28 protein-coding genes are annotated in these 25,094 nt (G+C 41.1%); 15 read left to right on the plus strand and 13 right to left on the minus strand.

Annotated elements, in window-relative coordinates; genetic code table 11:
• Window positions 1-26: 26 nt before the first annotated feature.
• From NSS60_RS14725 to mobQ, 7 genes are read right to left on the minus strand one after another with little or no spacing between them, the layout of a single operon-like run.
• Window positions 27-869, minus strand: a complete 843-nt coding sequence (locus NSS60_RS14725; protein WP_233499958.1) for a hypothetical protein — start codon at window positions 867-869, stop codon at window positions 27-29.
• Entirely contained in the window at window positions 862-1,218 is a 357-nt protein-coding gene (locus tag NSS60_RS14730) for a hypothetical protein (RefSeq protein WP_340720972.1), read from the minus strand. The genes NSS60_RS14725 and NSS60_RS14730 overlap by 8 nt, the downstream gene beginning before the upstream one ends.
• A 16-nt stretch (window positions 1,219-1,234) precedes the next feature.
• Window positions 1,235-2,227 carry an ArdC family protein gene (locus NSS60_RS14735; RefSeq protein WP_340720973.1) on the minus strand — a complete coding sequence of 331 codons (993 nt, stop codon included), beginning with the start codon at window positions 2,225-2,227 and terminating at the stop codon, window positions 1,235-1,237.
• On the minus strand, window positions 2,224-2,418 hold the full coding sequence (locus NSS60_RS14740; protein WP_044736727.1) for a hypothetical protein: 195 nt from the start codon (window positions 2,416-2,418) through the stop codon (window positions 2,224-2,226). Before NSS60_RS14740 ends, NSS60_RS14735 begins: the two co-directional genes overlap by 4 nt.
• A gap of 32 nt (window positions 2,419-2,450) precedes the next feature.
• Window positions 2,451-4,571 (minus strand): type IA DNA topoisomerase, encoded by a 2,121-nt coding sequence (locus NSS60_RS14745; RefSeq protein WP_340720974.1) that lies wholly within the window; start codon window positions 4,569-4,571, stop codon window positions 2,451-2,453.
• A 21-nt stretch (window positions 4,572-4,592) separates the two neighbouring features.
• Window positions 4,593-6,728 carry a VirD4-like conjugal transfer protein, CD1115 family gene (locus NSS60_RS14750; RefSeq protein WP_192950995.1) on the minus strand — a complete coding sequence of 712 codons (2,136 nt, stop codon included), beginning with the start codon at window positions 6,726-6,728 and terminating at the stop codon, window positions 4,593-4,595.
• Between the two features lie 18 nt (window positions 6,729-6,746).
• Entirely contained in the window at window positions 6,747-8,678 is a 1,932-nt protein-coding gene (mobQ, locus tag NSS60_RS14755; protein WP_340720975.1) for a MobQ family relaxase, read from the minus strand.
• A 226-nt stretch (window positions 8,679-8,904) separates the two neighbouring features.
• Between mobQ and NSS60_RS14760 the strand changes: the two genes are divergently transcribed.
• The 5 genes from NSS60_RS14760 to NSS60_RS14780 all read left to right on the plus strand — a co-directional run bounded on the left by NSS60_RS14760 (window position 8,905) and on the right by NSS60_RS14780 (window position 12,049).
• Window positions 8,905-9,156: a hypothetical protein gene (locus tag NSS60_RS14760; protein ID WP_192950997.1), complete on the plus strand. Its 252-nt coding sequence runs from the start codon at window positions 8,905-8,907 to the stop codon at window positions 9,154-9,156.
• The gene (locus tag NSS60_RS14765; RefSeq protein ID WP_192950998.1) at window positions 9,131-9,385 is read left to right on the plus strand and encodes a hypothetical protein; all 255 of its coding nucleotides are present in this window, start codon (window positions 9,131-9,133) and stop codon (window positions 9,383-9,385) included. Before NSS60_RS14760 ends, NSS60_RS14765 begins: the two co-directional genes overlap by 26 nt.
• Before the next feature lie 17 nt (window positions 9,386-9,402).
• On the plus strand, window positions 9,403-10,050 hold the full coding sequence (locus NSS60_RS14770) for a hypothetical protein (RefSeq protein ID WP_192952490.1): 648 nt from the start codon (window positions 9,403-9,405) through the stop codon (window positions 10,048-10,050).
• Between the two features lie 457 nt (window positions 10,051-10,507).
• A complete protein-coding gene (locus tag NSS60_RS14775) occupies window positions 10,508-11,659 on the plus strand; it encodes a ParM/StbA family protein (RefSeq protein WP_049624667.1) in 1,152 nt (383 codons plus the stop codon).
• Window positions 11,660-11,674: 15 nt separating this feature from the next.
• Window positions 11,675-12,049, plus strand: a complete 375-nt coding sequence (locus NSS60_RS14780) for a hypothetical protein (RefSeq protein WP_230581387.1) — start codon at window positions 11,675-11,677, stop codon at window positions 12,047-12,049.
• 45 nt (window positions 12,050-12,094) lie between these two features.
• Here the strand turns inward: NSS60_RS14780 and NSS60_RS14785 are convergent, their stop codons facing one another.
• From NSS60_RS14785 to NSS60_RS14805, 5 genes are all read right to left on the minus strand, one after another.
• The gene (locus NSS60_RS14785; RefSeq protein ID WP_340720976.1) at window positions 12,095-12,502 is read right to left on the minus strand and encodes a CopG family transcriptional regulator; all 408 of its coding nucleotides are present in this window, start codon (window positions 12,500-12,502) and stop codon (window positions 12,095-12,097) included.
• Between the two features lie 106 nt (window positions 12,503-12,608).
• A complete protein-coding gene (locus NSS60_RS14790) occupies window positions 12,609-12,989 on the minus strand; it encodes a hypothetical protein (protein ID WP_340720977.1) in 381 nt (126 codons plus the stop codon).
• Complete coding sequence (locus NSS60_RS14795; RefSeq protein WP_340720978.1) at window positions 12,959-13,336, minus strand: hypothetical protein; 378 nt, start codon at window positions 13,334-13,336, stop codon at window positions 12,959-12,961. The genes NSS60_RS14790 and NSS60_RS14795 overlap by 31 nt, the downstream gene beginning before the upstream one ends.
• 222 nt (window positions 13,337-13,558) lie before the next feature.
• Window positions 13,559-14,473: a helix-turn-helix domain-containing protein gene (locus NSS60_RS14800; protein ID WP_192951001.1), complete on the minus strand. Its 915-nt coding sequence runs from the start codon at window positions 14,471-14,473 to the stop codon at window positions 13,559-13,561.
• Window positions 14,474-14,650: 177 nt separating this feature from the next.
• Window positions 14,651-15,157 carry a MerR family transcriptional regulator gene (locus tag NSS60_RS14805; protein ID WP_241736745.1) on the minus strand — a complete coding sequence of 169 codons (507 nt, stop codon included), beginning with the start codon at window positions 15,155-15,157 and terminating at the stop codon, window positions 14,651-14,653.
• A gap of 375 nt (window positions 15,158-15,532) precedes the next feature.
• On the opposite strand from NSS60_RS14805, the gene NSS60_RS14810 reads away from it, so the two are divergent.
• From NSS60_RS14810 to NSS60_RS14855, 10 genes are all read left to right on the plus strand, one after another.
• Window positions 15,533-16,159 (plus strand): hypothetical protein, encoded by a 627-nt coding sequence (locus NSS60_RS14810; RefSeq protein ID WP_340720979.1) that lies wholly within the window; start codon window positions 15,533-15,535, stop codon window positions 16,157-16,159.
• Between the two features lie 117 nt (window positions 16,160-16,276).
• Window positions 16,277-16,507 (plus strand): hypothetical protein, encoded by a 231-nt coding sequence (locus NSS60_RS14815; protein WP_241736747.1) that lies wholly within the window; start codon window positions 16,277-16,279, stop codon window positions 16,505-16,507.
• A 12-nt stretch (window positions 16,508-16,519) separates the two neighbouring features.
• The gene (locus NSS60_RS14820; RefSeq protein ID WP_192951002.1) at window positions 16,520-17,566 is read left to right on the plus strand and encodes a hypothetical protein; all 1,047 of its coding nucleotides are present in this window, start codon (window positions 16,520-16,522) and stop codon (window positions 17,564-17,566) included.
• 16 nt (window positions 17,567-17,582) lie between these two features.
• Window positions 17,583-19,430 (plus strand): VirB4 family type IV secretion system protein, encoded by a 1,848-nt coding sequence (locus tag NSS60_RS14825; protein ID WP_340720980.1) that lies wholly within the window; start codon window positions 17,583-17,585, stop codon window positions 19,428-19,430.
• Window positions 19,427-20,455, plus strand: coding sequence for a M23 family metallopeptidase (locus NSS60_RS14830; protein ID WP_340720981.1), 1,029 nt, complete (start codon window positions 19,427-19,429; stop codon window positions 20,453-20,455). The genes NSS60_RS14825 and NSS60_RS14830 overlap by 4 nt, the downstream gene beginning before the upstream one ends.
• Window positions 20,452-21,000 carry a hypothetical protein gene (locus tag NSS60_RS14835; protein WP_340720982.1) on the plus strand — a complete coding sequence of 183 codons (549 nt, stop codon included), beginning with the start codon at window positions 20,452-20,454 and terminating at the stop codon, window positions 20,998-21,000. The genes NSS60_RS14830 and NSS60_RS14835 overlap by 4 nt, the downstream gene beginning before the upstream one ends.
• A 20-nt stretch (window positions 21,001-21,020) precedes the next feature.
• Window positions 21,021-21,287, plus strand: a complete 267-nt coding sequence (locus NSS60_RS14840; RefSeq protein ID WP_192951006.1) for a hypothetical protein — start codon at window positions 21,021-21,023, stop codon at window positions 21,285-21,287.
• Window positions 21,280-22,323: a conjugal transfer protein TrbL family protein gene (locus NSS60_RS14845; RefSeq protein WP_340720983.1), complete on the plus strand. Its 1,044-nt coding sequence runs from the start codon at window positions 21,280-21,282 to the stop codon at window positions 22,321-22,323. The genes NSS60_RS14840 and NSS60_RS14845 overlap by 8 nt, the downstream gene beginning before the upstream one ends.
• Before the next feature lie 14 nt (window positions 22,324-22,337).
• Window positions 22,338-23,012 (plus strand): hypothetical protein, encoded by a 675-nt coding sequence (locus NSS60_RS14850; RefSeq protein WP_241736748.1) that lies wholly within the window; start codon window positions 22,338-22,340, stop codon window positions 23,010-23,012.
• Window positions 23,013-23,027: 15 nt separating this feature from the next.
• On the plus strand, window positions 23,028-24,536 hold the full coding sequence (locus tag NSS60_RS14855; RefSeq protein ID WP_192951009.1) for a hypothetical protein: 1,509 nt from the start codon (window positions 23,028-23,030) through the stop codon (window positions 24,534-24,536).
• Between the two features lie 21 nt (window positions 24,537-24,557).
• On the opposite strand, the gene NSS60_RS14860 is transcribed toward NSS60_RS14855, so the two are convergent.
• The gene (locus tag NSS60_RS14860) at window positions 24,558-25,061 is read right to left on the minus strand and encodes a hypothetical protein (RefSeq protein ID WP_241736749.1); all 504 of its coding nucleotides are present in this window, start codon (window positions 25,059-25,061) and stop codon (window positions 24,558-24,560) included.
• Window positions 25,062-25,094: the final 33 nt, after the last annotated feature.

Here is a 25,094-nt window from a genome sequence, read left to right on the forward strand (position 1 = left end):
TTGCTTTTATAGCGAAAGAACCTCTCTTATCGTTCTAGTACGCTTGATCTTTCTCGGAATTTCTCTAACGATTGATATTTATCGGGATGGGGTTGTGGGTCAGGTTTTAATTGCAAGAACGGATTCTTCCATAAAGCATAAAATTTCACATCCTCCCGAATCCATTCTTTGGCTTTCTTCGGTTCTTTCCAATCTTCTCGAATTTCTTGCAACGATTTCTTTGTGGCAAAAGTGTGCGTGAAAGTGCCTTTATCTCCTTCTAACTGTACGGATAGAATATGTAAATGATTCCTCTTTTCCAACAATTGAATCGCCTTCACTCTAAATTCTTCGTTTCTCACAAACTCGTATTGATGATTCCCGCGATCATCTCGCATAAACTGCATTTTCTCGGCCAGTGTGACTTCTTTGAAAAAACCCATGAATTTTGCATAATAAGGATTTTCTTTCTCCATTTCAAGAACATGAATCGGGCGATTCTTGATCGTTTCGTGAATATCAATTAATTGTATCTTCGTTTCTAAGGGCAAGCTGCCAACTTTTAATATCATTTGTTCCTTTCGGATAAGGGGAAAACGATGAGCTTTAATCACCCCTTTTAAAGCAATATCAGCTCGATCGCTAATAATATTGGCAGGTACTCTTAATTCGTTTTCCTTTAATCGATAATAGGGCTGCTCTGTTTTTCCTCCTTTAGTGACAATGGCGTGGGCAGGAAGAGTGGCGTATCCGCCCCTGAAATTTCCGATCACAACAGCAAAACGGGTTTTCGTAGGGGCGGCGTGTGCTTCTTTATATTGAGGATTGGGATAGTCCCTCACTAACACAATATCTCCTGTACGAATGGACATCCAATCATTCTTATTCACGGATTCCCCACGCTTTCTTTATGGCGTCGGCTAATTTTTCTTCATCGTTTTCGTCCAACGCTTTTTCGATCTCTCTCACTGTTTCTTCTGGTACTCCTTCATCTACAGCTTCTTCTAAATACTCAACTAAGTAAAAAGCATACGAAGGATTCGGACGTCCTTCTTTCTCATGGATTTCCACCCTTGATTTTAAATAGTTCAAGGCCCCGTCAAGATACTTTTCTTCTTCCTCCGTAATTTCTAAGTCTTCGATCAGTTGCTCTCTTGTTTTATCAAAGGTCGTGTAACTCCATAAAAAATCATAATATTCGTCTGGGGTCATTTTGCAGAACGGTTTTGTCTTTTCCATATTCATCACCTCATTATTAACGTTGCAGCTGCATCTCTTTATCTTTTTCGTTTTTATTGTTTTTGTCTTGATCTTTAGATGACTCATGTATCTGACGCAATTCTTTGATTCGTTCTTTCATCAACTCGTCAATTTCTTGGATAATGCCCTGGGCGACATGCTGAATCTCTTTCATGGCCTGTTTCGCCAACTGAATGTCTTTAGCCCAGGTCGCAATATATCCAGCGCTGTATGGTTCTGTGTCCAATCCGTAATATTTGGAGACGATAAATGCAACAGCTTCAGCTTGTGCTTCTTTGTGTCCTCTAGGCAATTTTTGCATGTCACTGTCTTTATGATGCAATTGAGCGTGGGCGTATTCGTGAATGAGCGTTTTGAATTTCAATGAAGTATTTTCAACAGACGCATTAATACGAATAAGGTGCTTTGCTCGATCATAGTACCCCTTTGTATTCGGGTCGTCCAATACCTCTTCTTTCACCTCAATTCTGTTTTTATTCAAATGAGCCAGAAAATGCTTGTAAAGCGACTGAATGTGCTCGCTTTCTTTTAAATCTTCACGAATTAATTTTCGGATATCAAACAGCTCTTTTCCTTGGGTTTGGCTAATATCAAAGACGTTGACGAAGCGAAAGCCTTTTAGAATTTCTTTCTTTTCCATCACTGTCCGTCCCTTTTCATCACGGACAGGCTCGTTCGTTTCAGAGTCAATTTTGGGTTGCAACTTCTTCTCGAAGATCGGCGCAAAAATCTTAATGGCCTTTTCGCCTTTCTGAACTTGTCTTCCAAGTTCTTGCCATGCTTTATATCCCATAACCAACGTGGCATTGGGTTTCTGTGATACAATCATCATGACATTGTGAAGGCTGTACTTTGGAAACCTCGCAACCACCTCTAGGTATCGTTGAAACTCTCCATTCTTGAAAATGCGCTCAATGGCTCGATCAACTTCTTTTTGGATTTTGTTCAGCTTTTCTTTGTATTCATTCGATTGTTGGTAATAACTCATGATTCATCCCTCACTATGGCGTACAGTGGCTCATACAGTTTTTTCCCGTTCTCTTCATATTCCAGATACCCTACTATCTCATAACCAATGAGAAATTCTCCTGAAGGAATCTCAGAAATGGTCTTAAGACCCGGCGGCTTAGTGCGATAAATCGGCTTTTCGCTGCCCAGGATTTCATGGTACTCGTACATAATTGATCATCCTTTCTTCAAATGGTCTTGGTTTATTGGAATGTGAACTGGATTTCCCCTTTTTGGAGTGTCAAATAGGCGTCAAAGGTCTTTTTCCCTTTGAATCCCTTGATCTTATTGGTTTTTCCTTTTTCACAAAGCTGCTTAACGTGTGTCTTAGTGATGTTTTTTCCTAAAATGGACTTCGGAAATGTCTGCTTACACCCGTTGGCATACTCTGTACATCCGTAGAATGTCTTTCGATCGACAATGTATCCTTTTTGACAACGAGGGCATGGGGCGATCGTATTTTCCTTCTTGATCTCTTCAAGCGCCTGTTTGGCATCGATACGTTCAACATCCTGAGAAGCCTGTTGAATCAGCGCATAACATAGCTTTTTCGCCTGCTCAATAAACACCTCTTTTGATCGGTTGCCTTTCCCGATTTCTTGCAAAAACAGCTCCCATTTCGCTGTCATTTCTGGTTTGGATAGGATAGTTCCTTTGACTGCTTCGCAAAGGATTTCTCCTTTCTTCGTCACAAACACTTGGTTTTTCTTTACTTCGATTAGTCGCCGTTGAATCAAGGTATCAATAATGGCTGCTCTTGTGGCTTCGGTTCCTAACCCCTCAACCTGATTCAGCGCTTCTTTCATCTCCCGATCTTCTACGTACTTTCCGGCTGTTTTCATTAGTGTGATAAGCTGTCCTTGGGTATACGGCTTTGGTGGTTGAGTCATCCCCTGCTTAACGGAAATATCGGCTTTAGCCGATTCTCCTTCTTTAACTTCAGGTAAAATAGCTACTTGTTCCCCTTCACTTTCTTCGTCTTTTTCGTTTTGATACAGAGCCTTCCATCCCATCTCTTTCTCTGTTCGTCCTTTAGTGACAAATTCTTGTTTTCCAACAGAAGTAATGATGACGGTTTCGTCATAAACATAATCAGTCATGAACATAGCCAGGGCGCTTTTTAAGATTTCGTAATACACTTCTTTTTCGTCAGACGAAAAAGTTTCAAACGCCTTAGTGTCAGGGACTTTTTCTGTTGGAATAATGGCGTAGTGATCGCTCACTTTCTCTGGATTTACATAGCGTTTAGAAGGCTGAAGCGAACGAATAGGAACATGAATGCCTAGACACTGTTGATATTGGTCCACATACTTTTGTAAGTAGGTGTATTCTTCCTCGGTGATATATTGCGAATCGGTTCGAGGATACGATACATATCCTTTCTCGTATAAAGATTGCACAAGCTCCAATACTTTCGTTGGGCTGAACTTTTTGGTTCGGTTGAGCTTGCTTTGCAGCGTTGATAAACTGTGCAGTTTCGGAGCTGGTGTTCGTTTTTCGCTGATTCGTACGCTCTTAATCACTGCTTGGTACGTCTGTTGCTCTTTCGTGATGTCGGGACTGACAGCTTCGTACAATTCATCGGGAGACGAAAAACGCTTGTTCAGTTTCCCCCGGTATGTTCCGTTCTTGACTGTAAACTGTCCCTCTAATTCGTAAAACGGTTCCGGTCGAAATTGTTCAATTTCTTTTTGGCGATCGTAAATCAGTTTCAAAACAGGAGTCTGCACCCGTCCGACGCTAAATACATCCCGGATGCCCTTTTGCTGAAGAAGCAGCGTATAGAGCCGACTAGCATTCATTCCTACTAGCCAGTCGGCGATCTGTCTCGCCTGGGCTTCATGAAACAAATGGATGGTTTCTTTCCCGTCTTTCAGTTCAGCAAACCCTTTTCGAATGGCATTTTCGGTTAGAGATGATGTCCAAAAGCGCTTAATCCGTTTTTTCGAGCATCCGGCCATGAGGATAAGCAGACGAGCGATATTTTCTCCTTCCCTGGCTGGATCGGTCGCAATAATGATTTCATCAGCCTCTTTAAGCAGCTTCTTAACGGTTTGAAACTGTTTGGCTTTATCCTTCGACACTTTATACTCAAACTGCCCAGGAATAATCGGCAAAGTGGCCAAGTCCCATTTTTTCCATTCCGGACGGTATTCCTCTGGCTCTTTTAGCTCGACTAGATGGCCAATTGCCCAGGTCACTGTTGCCCCGTTTGGAAATTCTTTACACGACTGAATAGAAAGAAAACCGTTTCCTTTGGTATGTGGAAACGGTGATGCGAGTTTTCGTGCCTGGTCGGGTTTTTCTGCAAGAATGACGATCATGAAAGCATCCCCCTATCGATTTCAAATTGGCAGCTCGTCGGCGATTTTCTGATTGCTTTCTTCTTGCTCTCCTTCGCTGTCATCGCTGAATTCGCTGAATTCTTCAATGATCTCCATTAAGTCCTCCTCGGTGATCTCATCTTCCATTTCATCGAATGCGTCTAATTCTTCCTCAATTTCATCTAAAATCGATTGTAGTTCTTCTGCTTCTCCCACTTCTTCGGATTCGTTTTCTTCATCTTCGTTTTCATCCTCAACGTTGCCAAGTAATACCCTCAATTCCTCTTCGGTAATCTCTTCGTCCTCTTCGTCTTCGTCAATCTTATTGATCTCATCGATCATTTCGTTAAGCAATACCACATCCGACTCTTCTAACTCTTGCTTGACTTCTTGGATGTCTTGGGCAGCCGAATCTTCTTCATCCCATACCCATTCTCCATTCCACAACGGCGCAGTATATCCTAAACGGCTTCGGTATTTTTCATAGTTGCTCAATAAATCGCCGTAAATATCGAACTGCCACGCTTTTTCTAGCTTCATCGGGTAAGCCCCAGATACGAATAAATAACAAGTGTTTTTGTCCATGTTCATAAGTTCGCCCGGCGTAATCAATGAGCGCTTTACATATTGCTCTGAAATGCTTTTGCTGCCTTCCTTACGTCCATAGGAAGCACTTTTCTGTTTGTGCTTCACCGTAGTCTCTCCGGCGAGTTCACTAAAATATTTCGCTGTTTTCGTGTCTTTTGTTCGCAGAAACAACTGAGTATCGTGGTTATTGATGATCGAACGAGCCATTTCCGGACCATATCGTTTTTTGTCCTCTAGCTGTCCGATGTCCTGGATAATCGTCATCATGGCCATACCAAGTCCTCGACAGGTTGCCAATACTCGCGGATATTTGTTGATCGTGCCGATGTTGGCGAATTCGTCCAACAGAAAGATAGTGGGAATCGGTAACTTCGAGTGATTCTTGTCAGCAATGTCGTATAGAACAGCGATCAACTGTTCAAAGAACGTAGCAGTCAATTGAACAAACGGGTTTTCATCCATGCGAATCTTGATGTACAAAACGGATTTTTCTTTCTGCAAGTCATGAAATTTAAAATCGCTCTTAGCAGTCATTTTTGCGATCTTTTGCATCGCGAAAATGGAGATTTGTTGCGCCAAGGTCGCCATAATGCCAGCTCTAGTGTTTCCACTGCTCATGTTTGCAAGGGTGAACATATGATACGCTGGATGGTCTGGGGACATATTTTTAATGATTTCATCCAAATATTCTTCATCTTTTCCTGCTCTCGCCACCATTTCAACGACATGGCGCATATTGGCCTTGTCTTTGTATTTTTCCTTCACGTACAGGATGAATGCTGACAGAAAGGCGACAGCTGATTCACTCCAGAAATCGCGTTTTCCTTCGTCAACCGAGTTAGAAGCGATCGTATTCGCAATTGCCCTAGCATCCTCATCATCCTCGACGTAGTCTAATGGATTGTATCGATCGCAATTGACGAAATTGATAAAGTCCACCTGATAGACTTTGTATCCTTGGTCCCTTTTGATCTGATGGGTAGCTTCATATATTTCCCCTTTCGGGTCTGTCACAATAATAGTTTCTTCCGTATGGTTAATCATGTTAGGAAAGACGAATGATTGACCTTTCCCAGACCCCGACGAACCAATGACCAAGACATTTCGGTTATCGATCGTCGTGTTTCTCGGAATGATGAGAAGTTCCCGTTTTTTTGGCACTTTGCCAACGATAATCCCTTTTTCCATCTGAAAAGCGTCAACAGGGTCTGTCGTATACGAGTTGTTTTTCGAGAACATCTTGCCGTCGATGACTTCATCCGGCGTTCCCCACCGGGAAGTTCCATGCAAGCCAAAGTCGCTAGCATATTCTAACTTCGGAACAATAATGGATGACCGAAAAGTGTATAGCAGCGCTGCTAAAATCACAAACGGAGCCAATGAGAAAACCGTTTTTAAGTTCTCTTCCGTGTAAACAAACGTGATTAACTCTTTCGGTCTTAATAAAATTTCTTTTAAGTCGCCTCCGTTCCCGATCATATAAAACAATCCCATCAGAACATAGGCAGCTATAACGGTCAACACAACACTAGCGAATATTGGCTTCCAGGCATCTTTTTTAAAGTTCATCGTGATTTCCTCTCCCCCTTAGCGTTCAAATTCTTGACCACGATATCTTCTGCGTTGCCGTTTCTTCGTTGGGTCTTTCTCATATTTCTTGCGATCATTCGCTCGTTGTGCTTCTTCTATCGCTTCTAACAAGCCATCAGCCACATGTTGCCGGTATTGATACTCCATGATCTGCGCTTCTGTTTCAGGTTTTGGCATACGTTCGAGTTTTTGTTGTTCGCTAACGTGGATACGGCGTAAATCTGCTTCAAGGTCTTTGCTGCTTTCGCCGCGTTCCACCAACTCATGCAACCGCAACAAGGCTGCCGTGTTCGTGATCGATACATCTCTGCCGTAATGCTCGCTCAAAATGGCTTGCAAGACGGCTTTGTTTTCCTCAAGCTCCTTGCTCATCTTTTCTTTTCTCAACATGCATTGCTCGATCTTCCGGCTCGCTTCAAAGGCCTGCTCAAAGTCTCTTGCCTTCAACGCCTCCATGCGCTCTCTCGATTGCTTTTGAATCGTGCGATTCAAAACAAAGAGGCTTTGATACATGTTTCGGGTTTGCTCCGCGAAGGTCGGCATCCGATGAATCTCTTGCTCTTTCTTCGCCGCATAAGCAGGAATTTCACTCTCCGGCAACACACCCCCTGTGTCCTTAAAGTATTGAACGGCATGATGTTTTTCTTCAATCCGGAAGTCAGCTCCGGCATGAGGATACAAGACTCGGAACTCTTCTTCTGTTAGCCGCTTTTGCACTTCCAGTGCTAATTCGGCTTTCTTCAGAACAGCTTCGTATTTGGTTAACTCGTTTTCAAAGGATTTCTCCATCTCTTTAAGTTGAGCGATTTTTTCTCTTAGTTGCTCATTAAATTTTCCTGGATGGAAGCCGTACTGAATCACTTGTTTTGGTTCTTGCTGATACACATGATACGCCTTATCGATGACATTCTTAAGCGCTCGCAGCTTCAGCTGCTGGCTGTCGATTTTTTTCTTCCAATTGCCTTCAGCGAGATCATGATATACACGTCTTGCTACAGCAAAATCAACATACGATTTTGCTCGCTTGGCAACCAAAAGTAACGATGCTTTTTCTACATCGTTTAAAGAGGCATTTTTACGAATGGATTCGATCGTTTCGTTCAATGATTTTTCTTCTTGATATTCAGAAATGGATACAACTTTTTCTTTTTGTTTTAGCGCTTTTAGTTCTTGGTTGATGCGTTGAATTTCTTGATTCAATTTACCGTAATACGTAACCGGCTCATACGGTTTTCCTTGCTTTTCAGCTTCTCTTTTCATTCGTTGTTCATATTGATAGGCCTCACGAGAAAGACGAATTTGAGGTACTTTATCAATCCCTTGTTTCTCATAACTTTCATGCGAAACTCGGTCATTGATTCCTTTTTCTTTGAATTTTTCGTTGATCCGATCGGCGAAATTTTTTCTCCATTTCAGAAGCGTTTCTTTATCATTCCAGTTTGTTAAATGAACGGATTTTCCGTTCACTTTTTTACGTTTCTGTCCCCACGTTCCATCCTCGTTAAACGGGCGCATCGTTAACATGATGTGAGCGTGTGGATTATGTTTTTTATCACGGTGAATGGCGATGTCTGCTACCATTCCTTCATCTGCAAAATTCTCTTTACAAAAGTCCAAAAGTAATTGCGTTTGCTCTTCATTGGTTAATTGTGTTGGAAGAGCGACGATGATTTCTCTAGCTAATTGAGCGTTATGTTGTTTTTCAACTTTCTCCACTTCGTTCCATAAACGTTCGCGATTGTAGACCCACTCTGGAGCATGTTTTGGCGCAAGAATATAAGTTTCCGGAGGAATGTCACGATGGCCGTATTTTTTCGTTAATCCATCCCGTTCTGAATACAATGCTTCTCCACTTCGATAGGCAGCACAAGCAACGGCTGAACGATCTGCTTTATTGATGATTTGTGTACGGAATAGAAAGTATGCCATCGTCATTCCTCCTTTCTTAATTTTTTTAGCCCCTGCGGGTCATTTGTCGAAGACAAACTTTTTATCGAGCGAAGCGAGTTCCCATTTACCCCTGAAAGGGGTATAAATGGGCACTCGTTTCATTCGTGACTTTATTATACCATAATTTTCTTATTTTGATAGACATAAAATTACTCATCATGTAAAATATTCTTAAGAAATATTCAAAGAAGAAAGGGTGAATGAAATGGCAAGAAAAGACCCTTTGTCCAGAGCACAAGAGATTGAGGAACAGATCAAAAAATTGCAGGAGAAGCAGCGAAAATACATCGAGCAAGCTCAAAGAGAAATCGGTCAGTATCTAATGGAAACGTGGGATATTGAAGATATCGAGCAGGCGAAATTGTTGATTGACAAATTCAAAGAAGAAGCAAAAAAATATTTCGGTAGTGGTCAAAACACGGAGGAATCCAATGGAAAAGAAACGTCCGATCAGTGATATGCAAAAACGAATTGAACAACTGGAAGAAAGAAAACGACAAATATTAAGATTGGCAAAAGAACGTGAACGTAAAAAAAGAGCGCATCGGTTAATACAAACCGGCGCACTGGCGGAAAAATACTTCGAATTGGAACACTTGACAATCCCAGAACGAGAAGAATTGTTTAAGATTTTCGCGAACTACATCAACGAAAAAAAGCCGGATAAATTTAAGAAAAAAGAATAAGGAGGCCACGGTTAAATATGGACTCCCGAGATCACATCAACCAAAGTTTGTATGAGATACTTGAAGAGATTTTGGAAAAGGCTAAACGGTCACGAAAGTTAAATCCTCCCTCTCCTGAAAAAAGCGAATTGGAAGAAACTAAATCAAACGAAAAATCACTTAAAACTCTACTGAAGGCAAAAGAAAACCTGAACGATCTTAAACAGAAGCTGATGGAAAACCCGAAAAAGAATAAAAAAGAATTGGAACGCCTCCAACGCATAGAATCGAAACTAGAAGTGAGCATTCGAAAAGCAGAACGAAGGGAAATTGCAAGAGCTTTAACTGCGTTAAAAAAAGACCCAAAACGAACCGTTTTTCGTTTAGTGGAAGCTAAAGACAGGTTAATGATTTTGAAAACAAAACTACAGGAAAATCCTCGGCGATACAAAGCCGAATTGCAGCGAATGGAGAAACTAGAACAACGGCTGAATCAAAAAATCGAAAACGCTCGATCAAAAACCCTAAGAAGAGCCATCATGTATATTGAAAAAAATCCTAAACGATACAAGGAAGAGCTTCAGCGCTTCAACGAATTGGAATCAAGACTAAAACAAGAGTTAGAAGAAAAACGAACGCAAGAAAAAGCTAAAACTAAAGAAAAGGATTTAGAGTTAATCCGATGATCTTTTTCTTTTATACACCAATCTGAGAAGCCGTTTTTTAGGTATTTTATTTTTGGTTCTGTTAAATTTTAATGTTGATTTTTAAACCACAGAAAAAGACCGAAATCAATCGGTCTTTTTGTATGTTCACCTCTCTGATCCTCTTTCTATTGCTTTCCATTCATTCCGATAATCCTACCTATTTTATAAACAGATGAATGAATAAAACATTCAATTTGAATGAATATAGAATGATAATACCCCTAATAAATGAATAATGAATTTAAAATAAATTAAATATGAATGAAAAATAATAGTGAATCTTATATAAATTAAATTTGCATTTAAAATACATTTAAAAATATTTATTTTTTAAATTCATTTTGATTGATTATATAACATTAATGCTTTATAATGTATATAAGAATTAATTATAAATTTAATTTGAATGTAAAATGAATTATTAGGGGGAGTTTAAATGAAATTAGTGGTGGCTAATGATATTGGGAATTCGGAAACAAAAATGATCGTGAACGATACGCTCATAAAACAACCATCGGTGGTCAAACGTCTGTTATCCAAGCCAAATGTGATGGAAACAAATGTGGAAAAAAACATTGCTAATTTGTTGGATGAATTGATTGTTCATGTAACAAGTAACGCTATGAAACGAAGTGGCCTATACTTCATCGGAAAACGCGCCAATATGACGGCCGATAAAGTAGAAAATATGAATATCAAATTAGGGAATAAATCAAAACACGATATTCCAGTCTTAATGACGCTATCGATGCTTGCTGCTCGATCAGTTCAATTAGCATATCAAGAAAATCAAGAGCTTCCTCCATCAATTTCAGTAGATGTCTCAATGACAACAGCAATCCCTGCGTCAGAATATAGTGCCGATCAAGCCAGATACCTTGAAGGACGTTTCACTAGCAACGATCATGTGGTGATTGTATATGTCGGAGAAACTCCTGTGACCGTCACACTCCATTTTCAGACTGTGAAAGTCACTCAAGAAGGCATTCCAGCTCTATATGCCTTATTGGAAAGTGAAAATGAAATTCTGAAGAATTATAACGAGCACTATAAAAAACAAGCTGTGCCAAAAGATTTCGCTAACAAACGAATTCTCCACGTGGATATTGGCGATGGAACAACGGAATATATCTATACTGTTGGAATGAATCCTGTGACAGATGTTTGTTCAGGGGAAAAACGAGGAGTGGGTCATGCCACGGAAGAAGCTACTCAATTGCTGAAAGAGGAAGTTGGCGGCTTTTTGAACCTAAACCGCCAGCAGTTTATGGACATTTTTAGAGATCCATCCCATCATCTTCACGATTTAGCCGTTCGCTTCATGCAAGAAGCACGGTATTCGCAGGCTCAACGTATTCTAGAAGACATTCAAGAAAAATACAGCGACATCGCCGGAAACGTGGATGTAATTGCCGTGTATGGTGGAGGCAGCATCCAGTTCAAAGAAGAGCTATATGAGGAGCTATTGGACTTTGCAAATACCGTACACTGTGAAGTCCTTTGGATTCCAGAAAAATATGCCGTGGACATGAATGTAAACGGGTTGCATGTCATTAACGAAAAAATTCTATTTAAGCAACACGCTTGATCGAGGTGAGTGATCGTGGCAAAACGAAAAATCGTCACTTGGAGGGTGGCTGACACCCCCCAAAGTGACTTGATTAATGAATGGCTGGACAAGCAACAAAATATTCAAGTCTCTCTTACTAACATTGTTTTACACATGATTAACCGTTTCGGAATCAAAGACATCATGGATTACGATATACAAAGAATACTATATCAAGAGTTTTCTTCCGGTACATCCAAAGAGAACAGAACAGTCTCAAACCAAAATGAAGAAGCAGACAATGAAGAGGCAGAGAAAGTAGCCGCGAAATCCTTAAACAATCCAGACCCGAAAAAAGACCGAGATAAAGAAAACCAAGATGATGATAATGATCTCTATAAAAACGTGGATATAAACAATCTTTTCTAAACAGGCTGACCAAGGTTTTGACCTTTAGGTCAGCCTGTTTTATATTCACCATATTTTCCATTTCAGAGTTTGGATTAACTCCCGAATCGCTGCTGATTCGGTAATATTTTTTGTCTGACAATATTGTTTCAACAACTGATAACTCTCATCGTCCAACCGGACGGTTACACGATGCGATAGCGTATTTTCCTCTTTAGGGCGTCCCTGTTTTAGCTTTTTCCGTTCATACGTTAAATCATCATATACCACGACATCTAAATATCCAAAGCGATTATAAATGTTTTGATTTTTCCGCACGAATTCTTCCCACATTTGAGGAATCTCACGAATCAGGCGCGAATATTCTTTTTGTAGCTCCCATTTTTCCTTTTCTGTAGACGTTCGGCGTTGGGCAAACTGGGATAAGATCAATACCTGAAAATCATGTTGTTCATAGCATCGTCCTTCTCTCATAGAAATCACCTTTTTTGTCTGACGTAAATTTATTTCTATATTATCACAAAAAAATAGAATGCGGGACATCACCTACTACGACATATAAAACGAGGACTACGCTCTTTTATTTAACACCTAAATTAATCTTGATCCCTCCACTATATTTCAGTTGGGACGCTGTCTTTGGTTTCGGTCGTTGTTCTTCCTTCGGCTTCGCTGGCTTCAACGACTGCATAAATTGCGTGAACGATTGCGCTTGTATCACCCGAAACGGGTAGCTGTCGTCAATAGCGTACCGTTGTCCCGATATAATTAGCACGATCGGAAAAATGGGCGGACGGTCGGTCGGCTGCCACGGTTCCTGCGCGATTAATCCACTCCGGTAAATCTCCTCGTATCGCTTTAGCTTTTGCGTCATGACTTTTTGCGAATAGAACGTATTTTGCACCTCGATGAAAAACGGAGTCCGGCCAGTTATACCGTGCTTTCGGAATATGCAAAACATGTCTGGCTCAACATTTCCCTTACTTCCATACTTCGGCTCGACTTGAAGACGTCAAGTGTTCCGTGACGAAGAATGTCTTTATATACGCCCAATATCGCGAGGTAATGGCCGATTTTGGCGGAGTCTTCGCTTAACGCCGTTTCTCTGCTTAAGTACAAATAAGGCGCCCCGAATTTCGTTGACCGGCGAATATGCCCGTCGGTAACAAGGCGTTTTAATACGGTGTTTGCGCTGTTAATCGGGCGTTTTAAATGACTGAAATGCAACTCCGCAATCGAATCACGGTCCATGACTCGGAATCTATTAATATCGGCGATAATCGCTTTGTCGCGTTGTGATAACCGCATTTTACAGACCTCCTAAAATTTCATCTTCCGTCAGCTCTACCGGACGAGAGCCGCCAGCGTTTTTCGGTTTATCAACGATATACGAAGGTAGTTGCACGAGTACGTAAGCAAACGACCGTCATAATCGGCGTATATCGCGTTTTAGGAGGCGTGGAATTATTTAATATTCCCCCGACTTAAAGACGTCTCTACGCGCCTGTTAGACGCCTTAAAACGAGTGTGTCACACCTCAATGCCCTTAATTCGTGCGACAGCCTGCAATAACGGCGCAAACATGTTTTCGCTGTCAAACGCTGGCTTGCGCTGGCTTGTCGGCTGGCTGGCGCTGGCACTCGTCGGCTCTTTCGTAAAGTCGTACCAAATCAATCCGACCGGTTTGTAGTCGGCTTGTTTGCGTTGTTGGGCGCGGGCTTTTTCGGCTTTGGCCTTCGCTTTTGCACGTTGCATTAGGTCGTCGAGTGTTTTTTCGATATATGCCGACAAGTATGTAATTCCGATTGGGCTTCGTTTTTGCGCTTCGTTTACTTTAATCGCAACATAACGAACAATTTTTTCGGCTGTATGTAGCGTCTTATTAATTATATTTTCGTCTTGTTTATCGGTTTTAGAATATGAGTTTTCTTGGTCGGACACTTCGGCCGGTTGCTTGTCGGACACTTGTGCGACAACTTCAACGTCCTCAATCGGCTGAATGACGATCGCGTTCGCTGTTTGGCGCATGTCGGACGGGCGCTTCATTTCGTATTGGCGAATAAATCCGTTTTTTTCGAGCCATTGACAAACGCGAGTCACCGTTTTGTCGCTAATGCCGAGGTCGGCGGCGATTTTGCGTTTGCCTTTCCACGACACGCCGGTAAATTTACATGAATGGCGCTTTAAATATTCAAGGATAGCGAGCGCGTTTTGTTTACCTTTATAGTCCGAGCGCTTGATTCGTTTTTTGTAGCGATAAACTGTTTTGTTGAGTTCTTCGACCGATTTAAAAGATTGCAAGTTTGCGAGTGTTTCTTCGCTAAAAATGATTTCGATTGCTTTTTTGGCCATTTTCTCTCGTTTCCTCCCTTTTGTTGTCGGAAACGAAAAAGGACACGCGTTCGCCGTTAAACAAGGCAAACACATGTCCCGAAAATGTGCCAAAATTAACCCCTTGCGTTACTAGCGCATAACCTGTACAATATAGACATAAGCATAGTAACGAAGGGATTCTCGACAGGTGTTTGCCCTGGTGCGTCAGGGCGAACGGTGTAAGGGTGTTGCCGCACCACTTACACACGTTGAGAATCCTTTTTCATTTCCGTCCTTATTTAGTTGTCTCTATTGTACTACTAATCTTCGAGTCGCGACAAGGTCTATTTTCCAAAAATTCTCGACAGCCATCCCTGTCTCCTTGTCCTCTGTTGTTTTGTCCTCCGTTGTCGCTGCTGTCTCCAACGTGACCTTCTCTTGTTTTTGTGTTCCTTTCATTAACGCTTCATATTGATGCTCAATGCGACCTATATCGCTTTCATCTATATTTTTCAACTCATTTTCTGGTGGTGTAGCGACTTCTGATTCGATACGAATCGGGTCAGATGCGTCATTTTTTTGTTCATTGACAAGCATTGATGCGATTCGATCTACTGGCATCCCTGTATCATTGGACATTTCTTTCATACGTTCAAATATTTGAATATCCTTATCGGTAAAGATACGAAATCCTTGATCGTTCTTTATGAATGTATAACCTGCCTTTTCGAGCGCTTGAGCATATTTGCGAACGGTTGGAGTCGCTATACCAACGATATTCGCTATATCTTTTGTGGAATATTCCTTCATTCGCATTCGTCTTCGCCTCCTCATACGATATACATTCGATACAATCCATATGGAATCCTTTATAACAAAGGGTCTAGCTTGTCGCCGTAGTGTGTCATAGCGCGAGGTACATCTGACTCCCGGGCGATGTCCTCCGTTTTCTGGACACCACTAACGACTTTGTTCGCCGCGCTTTCAAGCGTCATTCTCTCGTCTTTAGCGCGACAATGTCTGTCCCCGTGTCTTCGAGCATAGCGCTCCATTTCCACCAGGTTGGCGCAGCGATCTCCCAATTATCTTGGACAGGTAAATATTGTATATTGTTTTTAAAACTGGTATACTTAGATTAACTTTAGGTTTAAAGTTAATCAAAAATCAAGGTGAAGGGTTGGGTATATTGGTATGAGATTGACGATCTCCATTAATCGTGAAATCAATGAGCTAATCGGGAAGATTGCCGAACAAATGGGAACAAGCAAGAGGAACGTTATCGCGTTTGCCTTGGCAGAAATTCTGCAAAAAGGATATAGTTTCGAGCAACTGGAAGCGTTGAGAGAAAAGATCAATCTCGATTCCCAGACGACGATTTTTTTGACGGAGGAAATGGCGCAAAAAATTGAACAAATCGATCGTTTTGGTTTATCAAAAAGAACTTTTTTTGGGCTGTTAGTTTCTGATTATTTTAAAAAGAACGAAAAAGATTTCCCCTTAGCCGGAGATATAGAAGCCAAAAACAACGATTTAAGTCGTGACTATATCAACACCAATATGGACGAGGAGCTAAAAAAAAAAATAACTGATTTTTGCAAATCTAACTCTATTGCAATGAGTTTCTTGTTTTCGTATTATCTCTTGGCTAAGAATGTGCAGATACGCCCGTTCCAAATAAAGAAACGAGAATATCTTCATCTAAATATGAATACACGCACAAAAAAGGTGCTAGATAAAAAAAGTAATGACATCAACGTAACTAGGCAATTTTATCTACATTTAATCGCTTTGCAAATCTGTGAGGATTTCAATTTGTGAAATTTAAAAAAATAGCGAAAAAAATTCGCTATTTTTTATTTACATTTTTCTTCGATTATGATATAATTTACATATAATCAAAAAAAGAAAAATAATCCATATTTGGAAAGGAGAGGGATGATTGTGTTTGACCAACTCCGAGGGCTATTGAATTCTTTGTTTAGAGACATTACGTCTACATTTATCACTTTGTTCGCCATTGGGATTCTTATTTGTGGCCTATTGGCGGCATTTGGTGGAGAAGAAAATCAAGCAAAGTTCAAACGGGGGTTGTTTTTGTGCATCTCTGGGTTGATTGTGTTTTTGCTTGCTCGCCCGATCGTGTACTACTTCCAAAGCAACCTCTAATCGGAGGGGTGAATGAATTTGGCATATGAAACACAGTCGATCGCTGAACGAAGGGAACAGTTGCGGGAAGAGGGGAAGATAGAGCTACCTCTAAACGTTGATACCCGAAAGTATTTACTCTCTTTCATTCGGTATCGAGACGTGCTGATCTCCCTTCCTTTATTGATTGCTGGCATTGTGGCTCTGTATATCATCCATCGAACGGGAATCGGCATTAATTCGCAAAACGTGATTGTCTGCTTTGCGCCCTGGGCAACGTTCTTACTGTTGCTGACGATTCAACATCCCGATCGGAAGAACATTTCGTTTTTCGAACACCGGATTGTTTGGCGCATCAAGTACAACAACCGTCAAAAATTGTTCGTATATACAAAGGGTGATCTGATGGGAAAGAAGAAGGAAAAAGATGTTCGTGAACAGCTTGGCATTTCTAACATTTATTCCGACTGCTACGAAACAACGGACAAACGATTAGTCAAAGTGATCAAAGTGTCGAGCATTAATCTTTCGTTGCTAAATAACAAAGAGAAACGCATGATTTTTCAAGCCTACGAAACGTTCCTCAACGACCTTCCAAAAAATCTAACGATCCAAATCAGCCAGATCGCGCAACCAGTCAATTTGAAAAACTACTTCCTGTTCATCCAAGAGCAGACATTCCGAGAACAAGATATAGCGAAAAAATTGTTGGCGAAAGGATATCTTGATTTTATCGATGATATTCAAAAGTCTAAAAACATGGTATCTCGAAACCGATATGTCATTATTTCCAAACCATTCACGGTGCAGAACAGAGACAGTGTCTTGGAGGAACTTGATCGACAGGCAAAAATCCTTGTTTCTCAAATCGAGAATATGCTCGGCGGTCGCTTTCAGCTGAAAGCAGAAATCTTAAACAACGAAGAGTTATTCCATCTCATCTACACCTGCGTTGACTACGAAAATGCACAAGTCAATGCGGAAATCAAAACAAGTACATTCCCAATCACGCTGGGAAAAGAGACATATATCGAGATGAAAAAGAGATGGGAGAAAGAAGTAACGGAGAAAATCATTTAAGCCAGGGGGAAGGACGATGAGACTTACACTTCCTTTTTTTCGAAAAAAGAAAGAAGAGAGTTTGGAGGAATCGTATCACAACGCTAATGAACATATTTTGAATTTGCTTTCTCCTGACAGTATCGAAGAAAAAGAGAGTTATGTCCGTTCGGGTACGAACTATACCCGAACGCTTGTGGTTGTAGAGTATTCGTCCATTATTGTGCAGGAATATGTTCAACGTCTAAATGATCTGAGTGATAACATTAGCGTCATTCAGTACATAACGGAGTACGATTCTTCAGAAGTGCGGAGACATTTATCGGAAAGCATTAAGCAAAACAGTCAAAAACTATATTCCAAATACGTCAATGATGCAGGAAAAGCCGAAGCACAAGCGCAGATCGACAGTGCTAGAATGTTGCTCCATCAGCTAAGTTTCAAGAACGAAAAAATGTTCATGTTTCAAATGCTGATTCACATTGTTGCAAACGACCTGAAAGAGCTGGATGCGCTGACTCAACAAGTGAAAGCCATCGTCGGGCCATTTGCCAAAACATTAACCCCGACAACCAGAATGAAAGATGCGTTTGATAGCTTCTTGCCAATCGGCAAAAACAAAGTATATGACTTGACATATCGCCCGATGAACGCGGAAGCCGTTTCTTATTTCTTTCCGTTTCATGAAAATGAGATTTTTGATGAAAAAGGCATTATTAAAGGTCGCAACATGACGACCGGCAACGTGGTAATCGTGGACGACGATTTGTTGTTAAACCGCCATGAATTTGTCATTGGAATTTCCGGTTCTGGGAAATCCACTTACATTTTTCAAGATATGATGCGGAAGTACATGTTAGGACGCAGAATCATCGTGATCGACCCGAAAGGAGAATTCGGGGAGGTATTTCGTACACTTGGCGGTGAGTGGGTGAAAATCAGCCTAAAAGGCGGGAACATCATCAATCCGTTTGATATTCCGAAAAATCAACATGAAGAAGGAAATCCACTAATTGCTAAAATCAGTACCTTGTTGACGATGTTTCGCCTCATGTATCCGCAGATGACGGATTTACAGGAAGATGTCTTGTCGAAGTTATTAATTGAGTTGTACGGCAAGTTTGGCATCACGGAAGAAACAGACGTGAACGCATTAGCAGTAACGGACTTTCCGATCATGGAAGACTTCTATCATTTTCTTGAAGAAATCAAGGAAACAAACCCTGAAGAGTATGAGCACGTAAGGGACTTCCATACCACGTTGCACGCTTATGCGAAAGGCATGTTTGCCAAAGTGTTTAATGGGCATACCAACGTGGATGTGTCGAATCCACTTGTCGCTTATGATATTTTTGACCTCCAAAACCGGGAAAAAGCACAACGAGTAGTATACTTCAACCTATTATCTCATATCAACTATGACATCTTGAACGGTGACCGTCATCCAACACAAGTGTATATTGACGAGGCGCATATCATCGCTGACCCAAAAGTGCCTCTGGCGATGGAATACGTGTATTTCATGATGAAAGTCTTACGATCGTTTAACTGCGGAGTGACACCGGCTACCCAGTCGATTAAAGACTTTCTGTCCGCGAAAGACGATAAACGAAACTATGGGGAAGCTGTCATTTCACAAGCTATTCAACGTTTATATCTCCCGATGCAAGAAGTAGAAATCAACTTCTTGGAGAAAGAACTTGGACATCAATTTTCTGAAGAGGAACGAACGACATTAACGGTCGTTGAGGGGCGAAAAGACGAACAAGCAGGTAAGGGCATCTATTTTGTCGGCTCGAAAAAAATCAAATTGGAAGTGCAGCTAACGGATGTTGAAAAACAACTATGGTTTGAACGGAAGAAATTAAGCGAGTTGGTCTTATGAGAGATGTTGTTTACTGGTTTCTTCTTCGCAAACCACTTGTATGGATGGGGATAGGCATACTAAGTGTGGTTGTACTGATCGGCGCTGTCAGTAATGCGATTTTCGGGGAAGAAGAGAGCTTCTCCAATATCTCAGGCGGAGTAGCAATGTGTACGAAGGGAAAAGTGGATGAAGCAAGAATTGAAGAAGTGCTATCTAACGCCGGAGTTTTTGCTGGAAAAAAAGATGTGTTCATGAGTGCAGCTGAAAAATACGGTATTGATCCCGTGCTACTCATCGCCATTGCGTTGCATGAAACAGGATACGGAACATCCAATGCGGTCAAAACCAAAAACAATCCTGGTGGCATTATGGACCCGAACACTGGAAAGTTAAAAGTATTTGATAGCCTGGAAGACGGCATCGATTTTATGGCAGGAAACCTGTATCGGGTCTATATATCTCAAGGATTAGTAACGATTCAACAGATCGGGGCAAAGTACGCTCCAATTGGAGCGAATAATGACCCCTCGAACTTAAACGCGAATTGGGTGCCAGTAGTCACCAATATCGCAAATGAACTAGGCGGCCTCTCGATGAATTGCGAAGTTATGGGGACAGGAGAATTCGCGCTGCCTACCGGTTCGATGAGCATCACGTCTAATTTTGGGTATCGGAGTGATCCGTTCGGAGGTGAAACGGAATTTCATAAGGGAACAGACTTCGCTTGTTCGCGAGGTGATGCAATTTATGCAGCTGACGGGGGGCAAATTGTAGTGTCCGTGAAGTCCGGATATGGTGGCGGATACGGTCATCATGTCATTATCGATCACGGCGATAAATTCACCTTGTACGGCCACATGGAACATGTGGATGTAGACGTAGGAGACACGGTGCAGAAAGGACAGAAGATCGGTACTTGCGGAACAACCGGTTCCTCAACGGGATACCACTTGCATTTTGAGGTTCAGCTAGGCGGCATCTATGGTGAAAGAGTAGACCCAATGACGTACTTCCAGCCAGCAAAGAAGGAGGAAGATGAATGAGAATCACCGTTACTAACCTTGTGCTAGTCGCTCTTCTATTGATTGCAGGAAGCTTTAGCTTCCTCTTGTATACGGACCTTCAGGAAGCCAAAGCAACAATTGAAAAGTATCAAGACATTGAAAAGCTTAATCAACGATCAGAAGATTTTATTCGAGCATTGATCTATGGCAAACATAAAAAGTATCTGACTGGAGAGCAGTTGGAGAAATATGAAACTGGTGAAAAGGAATATGGTACACCAACTGAAAAAAACATGGCAGAAGTCAATGAAATGAAGATTCAGCAACTATTCACGAAAAAAATTAAGAATAAGGATAACGAAGCTGAATCGTATGCCATCGTACAGGTCCGATATGAAACAGGTGACCCTAATCAATACGGGGATGACTATATTCATACATTAACGGTCAACTCTCATTGGGTGAAAGACGCCGGGGAATGGAAAGTCGATCATTTAGAAATGTCTTTACTGAAGGACAGCCGGGATGAAATGTTGCGGAAACAAGCTGAAGAAGCGCTACGGAAAGCCGGTCAAGCCAGTTAAAGAAAAGGGGGAGAGGGAAAGTGAAACTAACGCCGGAACGGCGTAGACAGATATATCAGATTACAAAAAAAATACTCGCTGTCTACGATCGTTTTTTCTCTTTTGTACTTAAGCTGTATGAAAAGCCGGTGGAGCGAAAGAAAAGAGAGTTTTTCCTCACGTATCGCACAGAAATGACGGAGGAAGAAATTCGGGAGTATCAATATCGATTGACGGTAGGGTGGACGGTTATCTTATTTATCTTCATTTTGCTTTTGCTAGAGATCGGGGGGAGAATCTTTGGCTAAATTTGTTCGAGTCCTGGTCGTTGCGCTTCTGTTGTCCTTGGTGATCTTTCCAACGGCAAGTTTGGCGAAAACAGGAGATTTTTATGAAAAAAACAAAATGTTCTTTGAAGAACCGGAAAACTCAGATGACGAGAATGAATCTATGAGCGCTTATATCGAGATTCTGAAAAACTACGATCAAAACAGTCAAACGATTGAGTGCGGAAAATTTCAGGTTACTTGCCATATCTATAAATTCATCTTTGAAACGGGAGTTTCAGCGATGGAATTCATTAAGGAAATCATGAAAAAGACGATTATTTCCCCTACAGACATCATTCAGAATCCGTTGTATGAAAGATACCAAGATGGACTGTTCGCATTATCAAAAACGGTATTGGCGATCTTCATTGTATTTAACATGACAAAAATTATGAGCCTTCGCATGGCGGATGCGGATGACGGCCCGATTGTCATGAACGAAAAGCTCGTAAGCATCTTTGTGATCTGTGTGTTCCTGTTCTTGTATGAATCCATCGTTCATTGGATTTTGAACTTTCAAGAAAAACTTATGACCGAAATTATCGATACAATTCAAACTCAGGATATGGTAGCAAATATGATCTCCAATATATTGCTTTCTCCTGGGGTATTTGCTTTCATCGCTGTTTTAGTCATCGGAATCATTCTGGTGGTTCTAGCGCTACAGTTTTTCTATCGAATCGCTCTCGTTGCGATTTTGTATATTGTCGGTCCAATCGCCATCGTTACAAAAATTAATGATACTTTTAACTTCTTTGATTTCTGGTTCAAACAATTCATCAGCGCGTTTCTCACGCTAGCGTTACAATTGATCGCTACGGCCATTGGACTGCAACGCTTTTTTGAGAGACCGCAGTATTTCGGCGATACGACCAATCTATTTATCGGAACAGCCTTTTTCATTCTCGCTGTGACGTTGCCATCCCTTTTAGGTCAATGGGGATTGAGCACCGGTTCAGCACGTTCTGTAATGTCAGGAGCGAAAACCATCGCCAGGGTAGCGATGAGACGATAAGGAGGATGATAGACATGAAAAAATGGATGATAATCGGCACAGCTGTTTCATTGATGTTCCTGTTTGGATGTCAGAACGATCAAAAAGAAGTACAAAGTACGAAGGTAGAGGAAAAAACAAAGGCGAAAGAAGACAATTCGAAAGAAAAAGCAAAAAGCGTCTTTACTCGAAAAGATCGTCAGATCGCAAAGGAAAAAGCTGAAAAATTTGTTGTTCTTCTCACTGAGTTTCACGGGCGTTCTATTTTTAGCGATGAAGATAACAATAAAGTTCATAAAGAGTTGAGCCAAAAAGCTCGTAAACAAAAATTAATCCACTCAGAATCTGCTTTTGCAAACCCGCAATATACATCATTTGTTGAACGTACGAAAGAAGACAGCAAATTAATTCTTCGTCGAGATCGTTTTCAGTTAGGCGATGAATTTGAAGAAATTTACTATAAATACATTGATGTTCATGAGTTAAGATTACCAATTAAATATACTGTTAAGTCTGATACGTCTTCGGAAGATGTTGAGTTAGAGTCGTTTATTCGCTTCGTTAAAACAACAGACGGAGAAATTTATATTTTGGACGCGCCAATGTTGAACAGCGTAGACTTGGAGAAAAAAGATGAGGACGCTTATTACGATGAATACAATCGGAAAGAAATCCAGCAAGAAGTAAAAGAAGAACTGAACATCCAATAAAGAGAGGTGATACTTATGCAATTTCCTCTGAACAAATATGGCGAAGTTGAGGTACAAAATAATGAGCTTCGGTATTTTATCCCTATCGCCTATACGGAAGCCAGTGATTTAGGAGAATTAGAGGAATCTTACAGAAAAAAAGGAAAAGAATTAATGGATTCCCCTTACTATCTCTTTGCGAGCAACCTCGAAGTAGTACGAAATCGCTTCTGTTTCACGTTCCAGTTAGAGGAAATGAAAGCTTTTCATTATATTCGGCAGTTCCCGTTTGAGGAACAGTTATACTATCTTCGTTCGCTGGTGGAAATGGCGAAAAATATTGAACAGACGCCGATTTTATGGGATAAAAATAGCCTTCTTGTGGACTTGACGGATGGGAAAATCAAAACGTTCATCTTTGGATTTGACAAACATCCGATTCATGTATCGCAAGATGCAGTGGACGGACTAAAAGAAACGATTATCCTGGCATTAACCACCCTTCATCGTGTGTTGGGAAAACCAAGACGGATTAATTTCATCGATCAACGGGAGATCGTCATCCGTTTTGCGGAAAACATTTTGCACGGAAAATCCGTTAGTGAAATCGGGAGAGTTGTAGAAGATACGATTTTGGAAATTGAACGTCAGTTAGAACAGGAGAAAAAAGAGCAGCCGAAACCAAGCGTCTTTGTGGCCTTTAAGGAAAAATGGAACACGAAAAAAGAAACGGCTGCTACTGTTGAACAGCCAGTCTGGCGTTTCTCCAAGAAAAAATCGAATCTTTCGGCACCATATGAAAAGAAAAAGTCGATTTGGGATAATAAATACGTGTATCTTTCTGCTTCGGCACTCGCTTTGGTCATTCTCATTGGAAACTCAACAGGGGCATTTGATTTTTCCAAGCCTGAAGAAGCAAAAGCTAAACAAGAACAGACAGAAATCATTCCATCTAACAAGCTCATCGGTATTTACCGGCAGGCAATTACGGGAGACAAACAAAAAGCGTTAGATCAATTGGAGCGATTGGGATTTGATAATCTGAGCAAGAAAGACCAAAAAGTGATGTTGAGTCTATATGAAGAGACAGGACAGCCCGAAAAAGCCATTAAGCTGAAGCCGGAATATGCAGAAAAAGTCGTGAACGACTTAGTTAGTAATCAAAAGTACGATGATCTACGAACGCTGCAAAGTAAAGTTGATAATCCAGTTGTTAATTATGAGGTTGCTTACCTAGATAAGAAATGGGAAGATGTAGTTCAATTAAAAGACAAAGTGAAAATGACCGAGAGACGGGAAAACCAATTATTAAGCGCATATCTTCATTTGGGGAGAATGGATGAAGCTAAAAAATTGGCTGCGGAATCTCCTGAATTGAGCCAGAAAGTCCAGGATTTCGAGATGAAGAAAAAACAAGTCGAGGATTTGAAAATGCAGGTGCAACAGGTGCAAAAAAATGAAAAAGACGTGAAAAAACGTGATGAACAAGTGAAAAAATTGAATGAACAGATCAAGCAGCTGGAAGCAGCGATCAACAACATCTAAAAAAGAAGTGGAGAGGGGCGATCATTTCACCTTCTCCACTTCTTTTTTGGGAGGCTGGATGTTCATGTCTTTCACGGGTTGCTGCATCCTTTCCACCATGTTTTGAATGAATTCTTTATTGATTTTTTTAGGGATGAATCCGATTCGTTCGCGAAGGATGTTTTCGATGACAAAGCATTTTCTCGTCCAGTACTCATACTCCTTATACGTGTATTGTTCTGCATCGGAAAATTCCTTCGCTCCTTGCTTCATCGCCTGAATGAAAATGTACCGGTTGTTATACGTATCTGATCGTTCTTTTCGAGCTAATTTAAGAAGGTAAAGCAATTCGACAGTGGAGAGTTTCATCAGTTCAGGAGTGGGTTTTTTAGCGTCTTCGATCGTCGGGTGCTGTTGAGGAAGGAGATTTTTTCTTTTCCCGTTCTCCTGAACTTCGTTTCGATCAAGCTTCATTTTGCAAAAGCCGCAATAATAACGATGTTGGTGATTTTGTACCCCACTTCCACAGTACGGGCAAGTTTTCATACTGACTCCCTCTCTATATTGTTGTAACTTACT

Source organism: Anoxybacillus sp. FSL W8-0382, from assembly GCF_038003845.1.
Classification (GTDB): domain Bacteria; phylum Bacillota; class Bacilli; order Bacillales; family Anoxybacillaceae; genus Anoxybacillus; species Anoxybacillus flavithermus_G.

What these genes read in the sequence shown, in the direction of transcription:
- NSS60_RS14730 (WP_340720972.1), bottom strand. Translation starts at nt 1,218, where the DNA reads ATGGAAAAGACAAAACCGTTCTGCAAAATGACCCCAGACGAATATTAT.
- NSS60_RS14735 (WP_340720973.1), bottom strand. Translation starts at nt 2,227, where the DNA reads ATGAGTTATTACCAACAATCGAATGAATACAAAGAAAAGCTGAACAAA.
- NSS60_RS14740 (WP_044736727.1), bottom strand. Translation starts at nt 2,418, where the DNA reads ATGTACGAGTACCATGAAATCCTGGGCAGCGAAAAGCCGATTTATCGC.
- NSS60_RS14745 (WP_340720974.1), bottom strand. Translation starts at nt 4,571, where the DNA reads ATGATCGTCATTCTTGCAGAAAAACCCGACCAGGCACGAAAACTCGCA.
- NSS60_RS14750 (WP_192950995.1), bottom strand. Translation starts at nt 6,728, where the DNA reads ATGAACTTTAAAAAAGATGCCTGGAAGCCAATATTCGCTAGTGTTGTG.
- mobQ (WP_340720975.1), bottom strand. Translation starts at nt 8,678, where the DNA reads ATGGCATACTTTCTATTCCGTACACAAATCATCAATAAAGCAGATCGT.
- NSS60_RS14760 (WP_192950997.1), top strand. Translation starts at nt 8,905, where the DNA reads ATGGCAAGAAAAGACCCTTTGTCCAGAGCACAAGAGATTGAGGAACAG.
- NSS60_RS14765 (WP_192950998.1), top strand. Translation starts at nt 9,131, where the DNA reads ATGGAAAAGAAACGTCCGATCAGTGATATGCAAAAACGAATTGAACAA.
- NSS60_RS14770 (WP_192952490.1), top strand. Translation starts at nt 9,403, where the DNA reads ATGGACTCCCGAGATCACATCAACCAAAGTTTGTATGAGATACTTGAA.
- NSS60_RS14775 (WP_049624667.1), top strand. Translation starts at nt 10,508, where the DNA reads ATGAAATTAGTGGTGGCTAATGATATTGGGAATTCGGAAACAAAAATG.
- NSS60_RS14785 (WP_340720976.1), bottom strand. Translation starts at nt 12,502, where the DNA reads ATGAGAGAAGGACGATGCTATGAACAACATGATTTTCAGGTATTGATC.
- NSS60_RS14790 (WP_340720977.1), bottom strand. Translation starts at nt 12,989, where the DNA reads ATGTTTTGCATATTCCGAAAGCACGGTATAACTGGCCGGACTCCGTTT.
- NSS60_RS14795 (WP_340720978.1), bottom strand. Translation starts at nt 13,336, where the DNA reads ATGCGGTTATCACAACGCGACAAAGCGATTATCGCCGATATTAATAGA.
- NSS60_RS14805 (WP_241736745.1), bottom strand. Translation starts at nt 15,157, where the DNA reads ATGCGAATGAAGGAATATTCCACAAAAGATATAGCGAATATCGTTGGT.
- NSS60_RS14810 (WP_340720979.1), top strand. Translation starts at nt 15,533, where the DNA reads ATGAGATTGACGATCTCCATTAATCGTGAAATCAATGAGCTAATCGGG.
- NSS60_RS14815 (WP_241736747.1), top strand. Translation starts at nt 16,277, where the DNA reads ATGATTGTGTTTGACCAACTCCGAGGGCTATTGAATTCTTTGTTTAGA.
- NSS60_RS14820 (WP_192951002.1), top strand. Translation starts at nt 16,520, where the DNA reads ATGAATTTGGCATATGAAACACAGTCGATCGCTGAACGAAGGGAACAG.
- NSS60_RS14825 (WP_340720980.1), top strand. Translation starts at nt 17,583, where the DNA reads ATGAGACTTACACTTCCTTTTTTTCGAAAAAAGAAAGAAGAGAGTTTG.
- NSS60_RS14830 (WP_340720981.1), top strand. Translation starts at nt 19,427, where the DNA reads ATGAGAGATGTTGTTTACTGGTTTCTTCTTCGCAAACCACTTGTATGG.
- NSS60_RS14835 (WP_340720982.1), top strand. Translation starts at nt 20,452, where the DNA reads ATGAGAATCACCGTTACTAACCTTGTGCTAGTCGCTCTTCTATTGATT.
- NSS60_RS14850 (WP_241736748.1), top strand. Translation starts at nt 22,338, where the DNA reads ATGAAAAAATGGATGATAATCGGCACAGCTGTTTCATTGATGTTCCTG.
- NSS60_RS14855 (WP_192951009.1), top strand. Translation starts at nt 23,028, where the DNA reads ATGCAATTTCCTCTGAACAAATATGGCGAAGTTGAGGTACAAAATAAT.
- NSS60_RS14860 (WP_241736749.1), bottom strand. Translation starts at nt 25,061, where the DNA reads ATGAAAACTTGCCCGTACTGTGGAAGTGGGGTACAAAATCACCAACAT.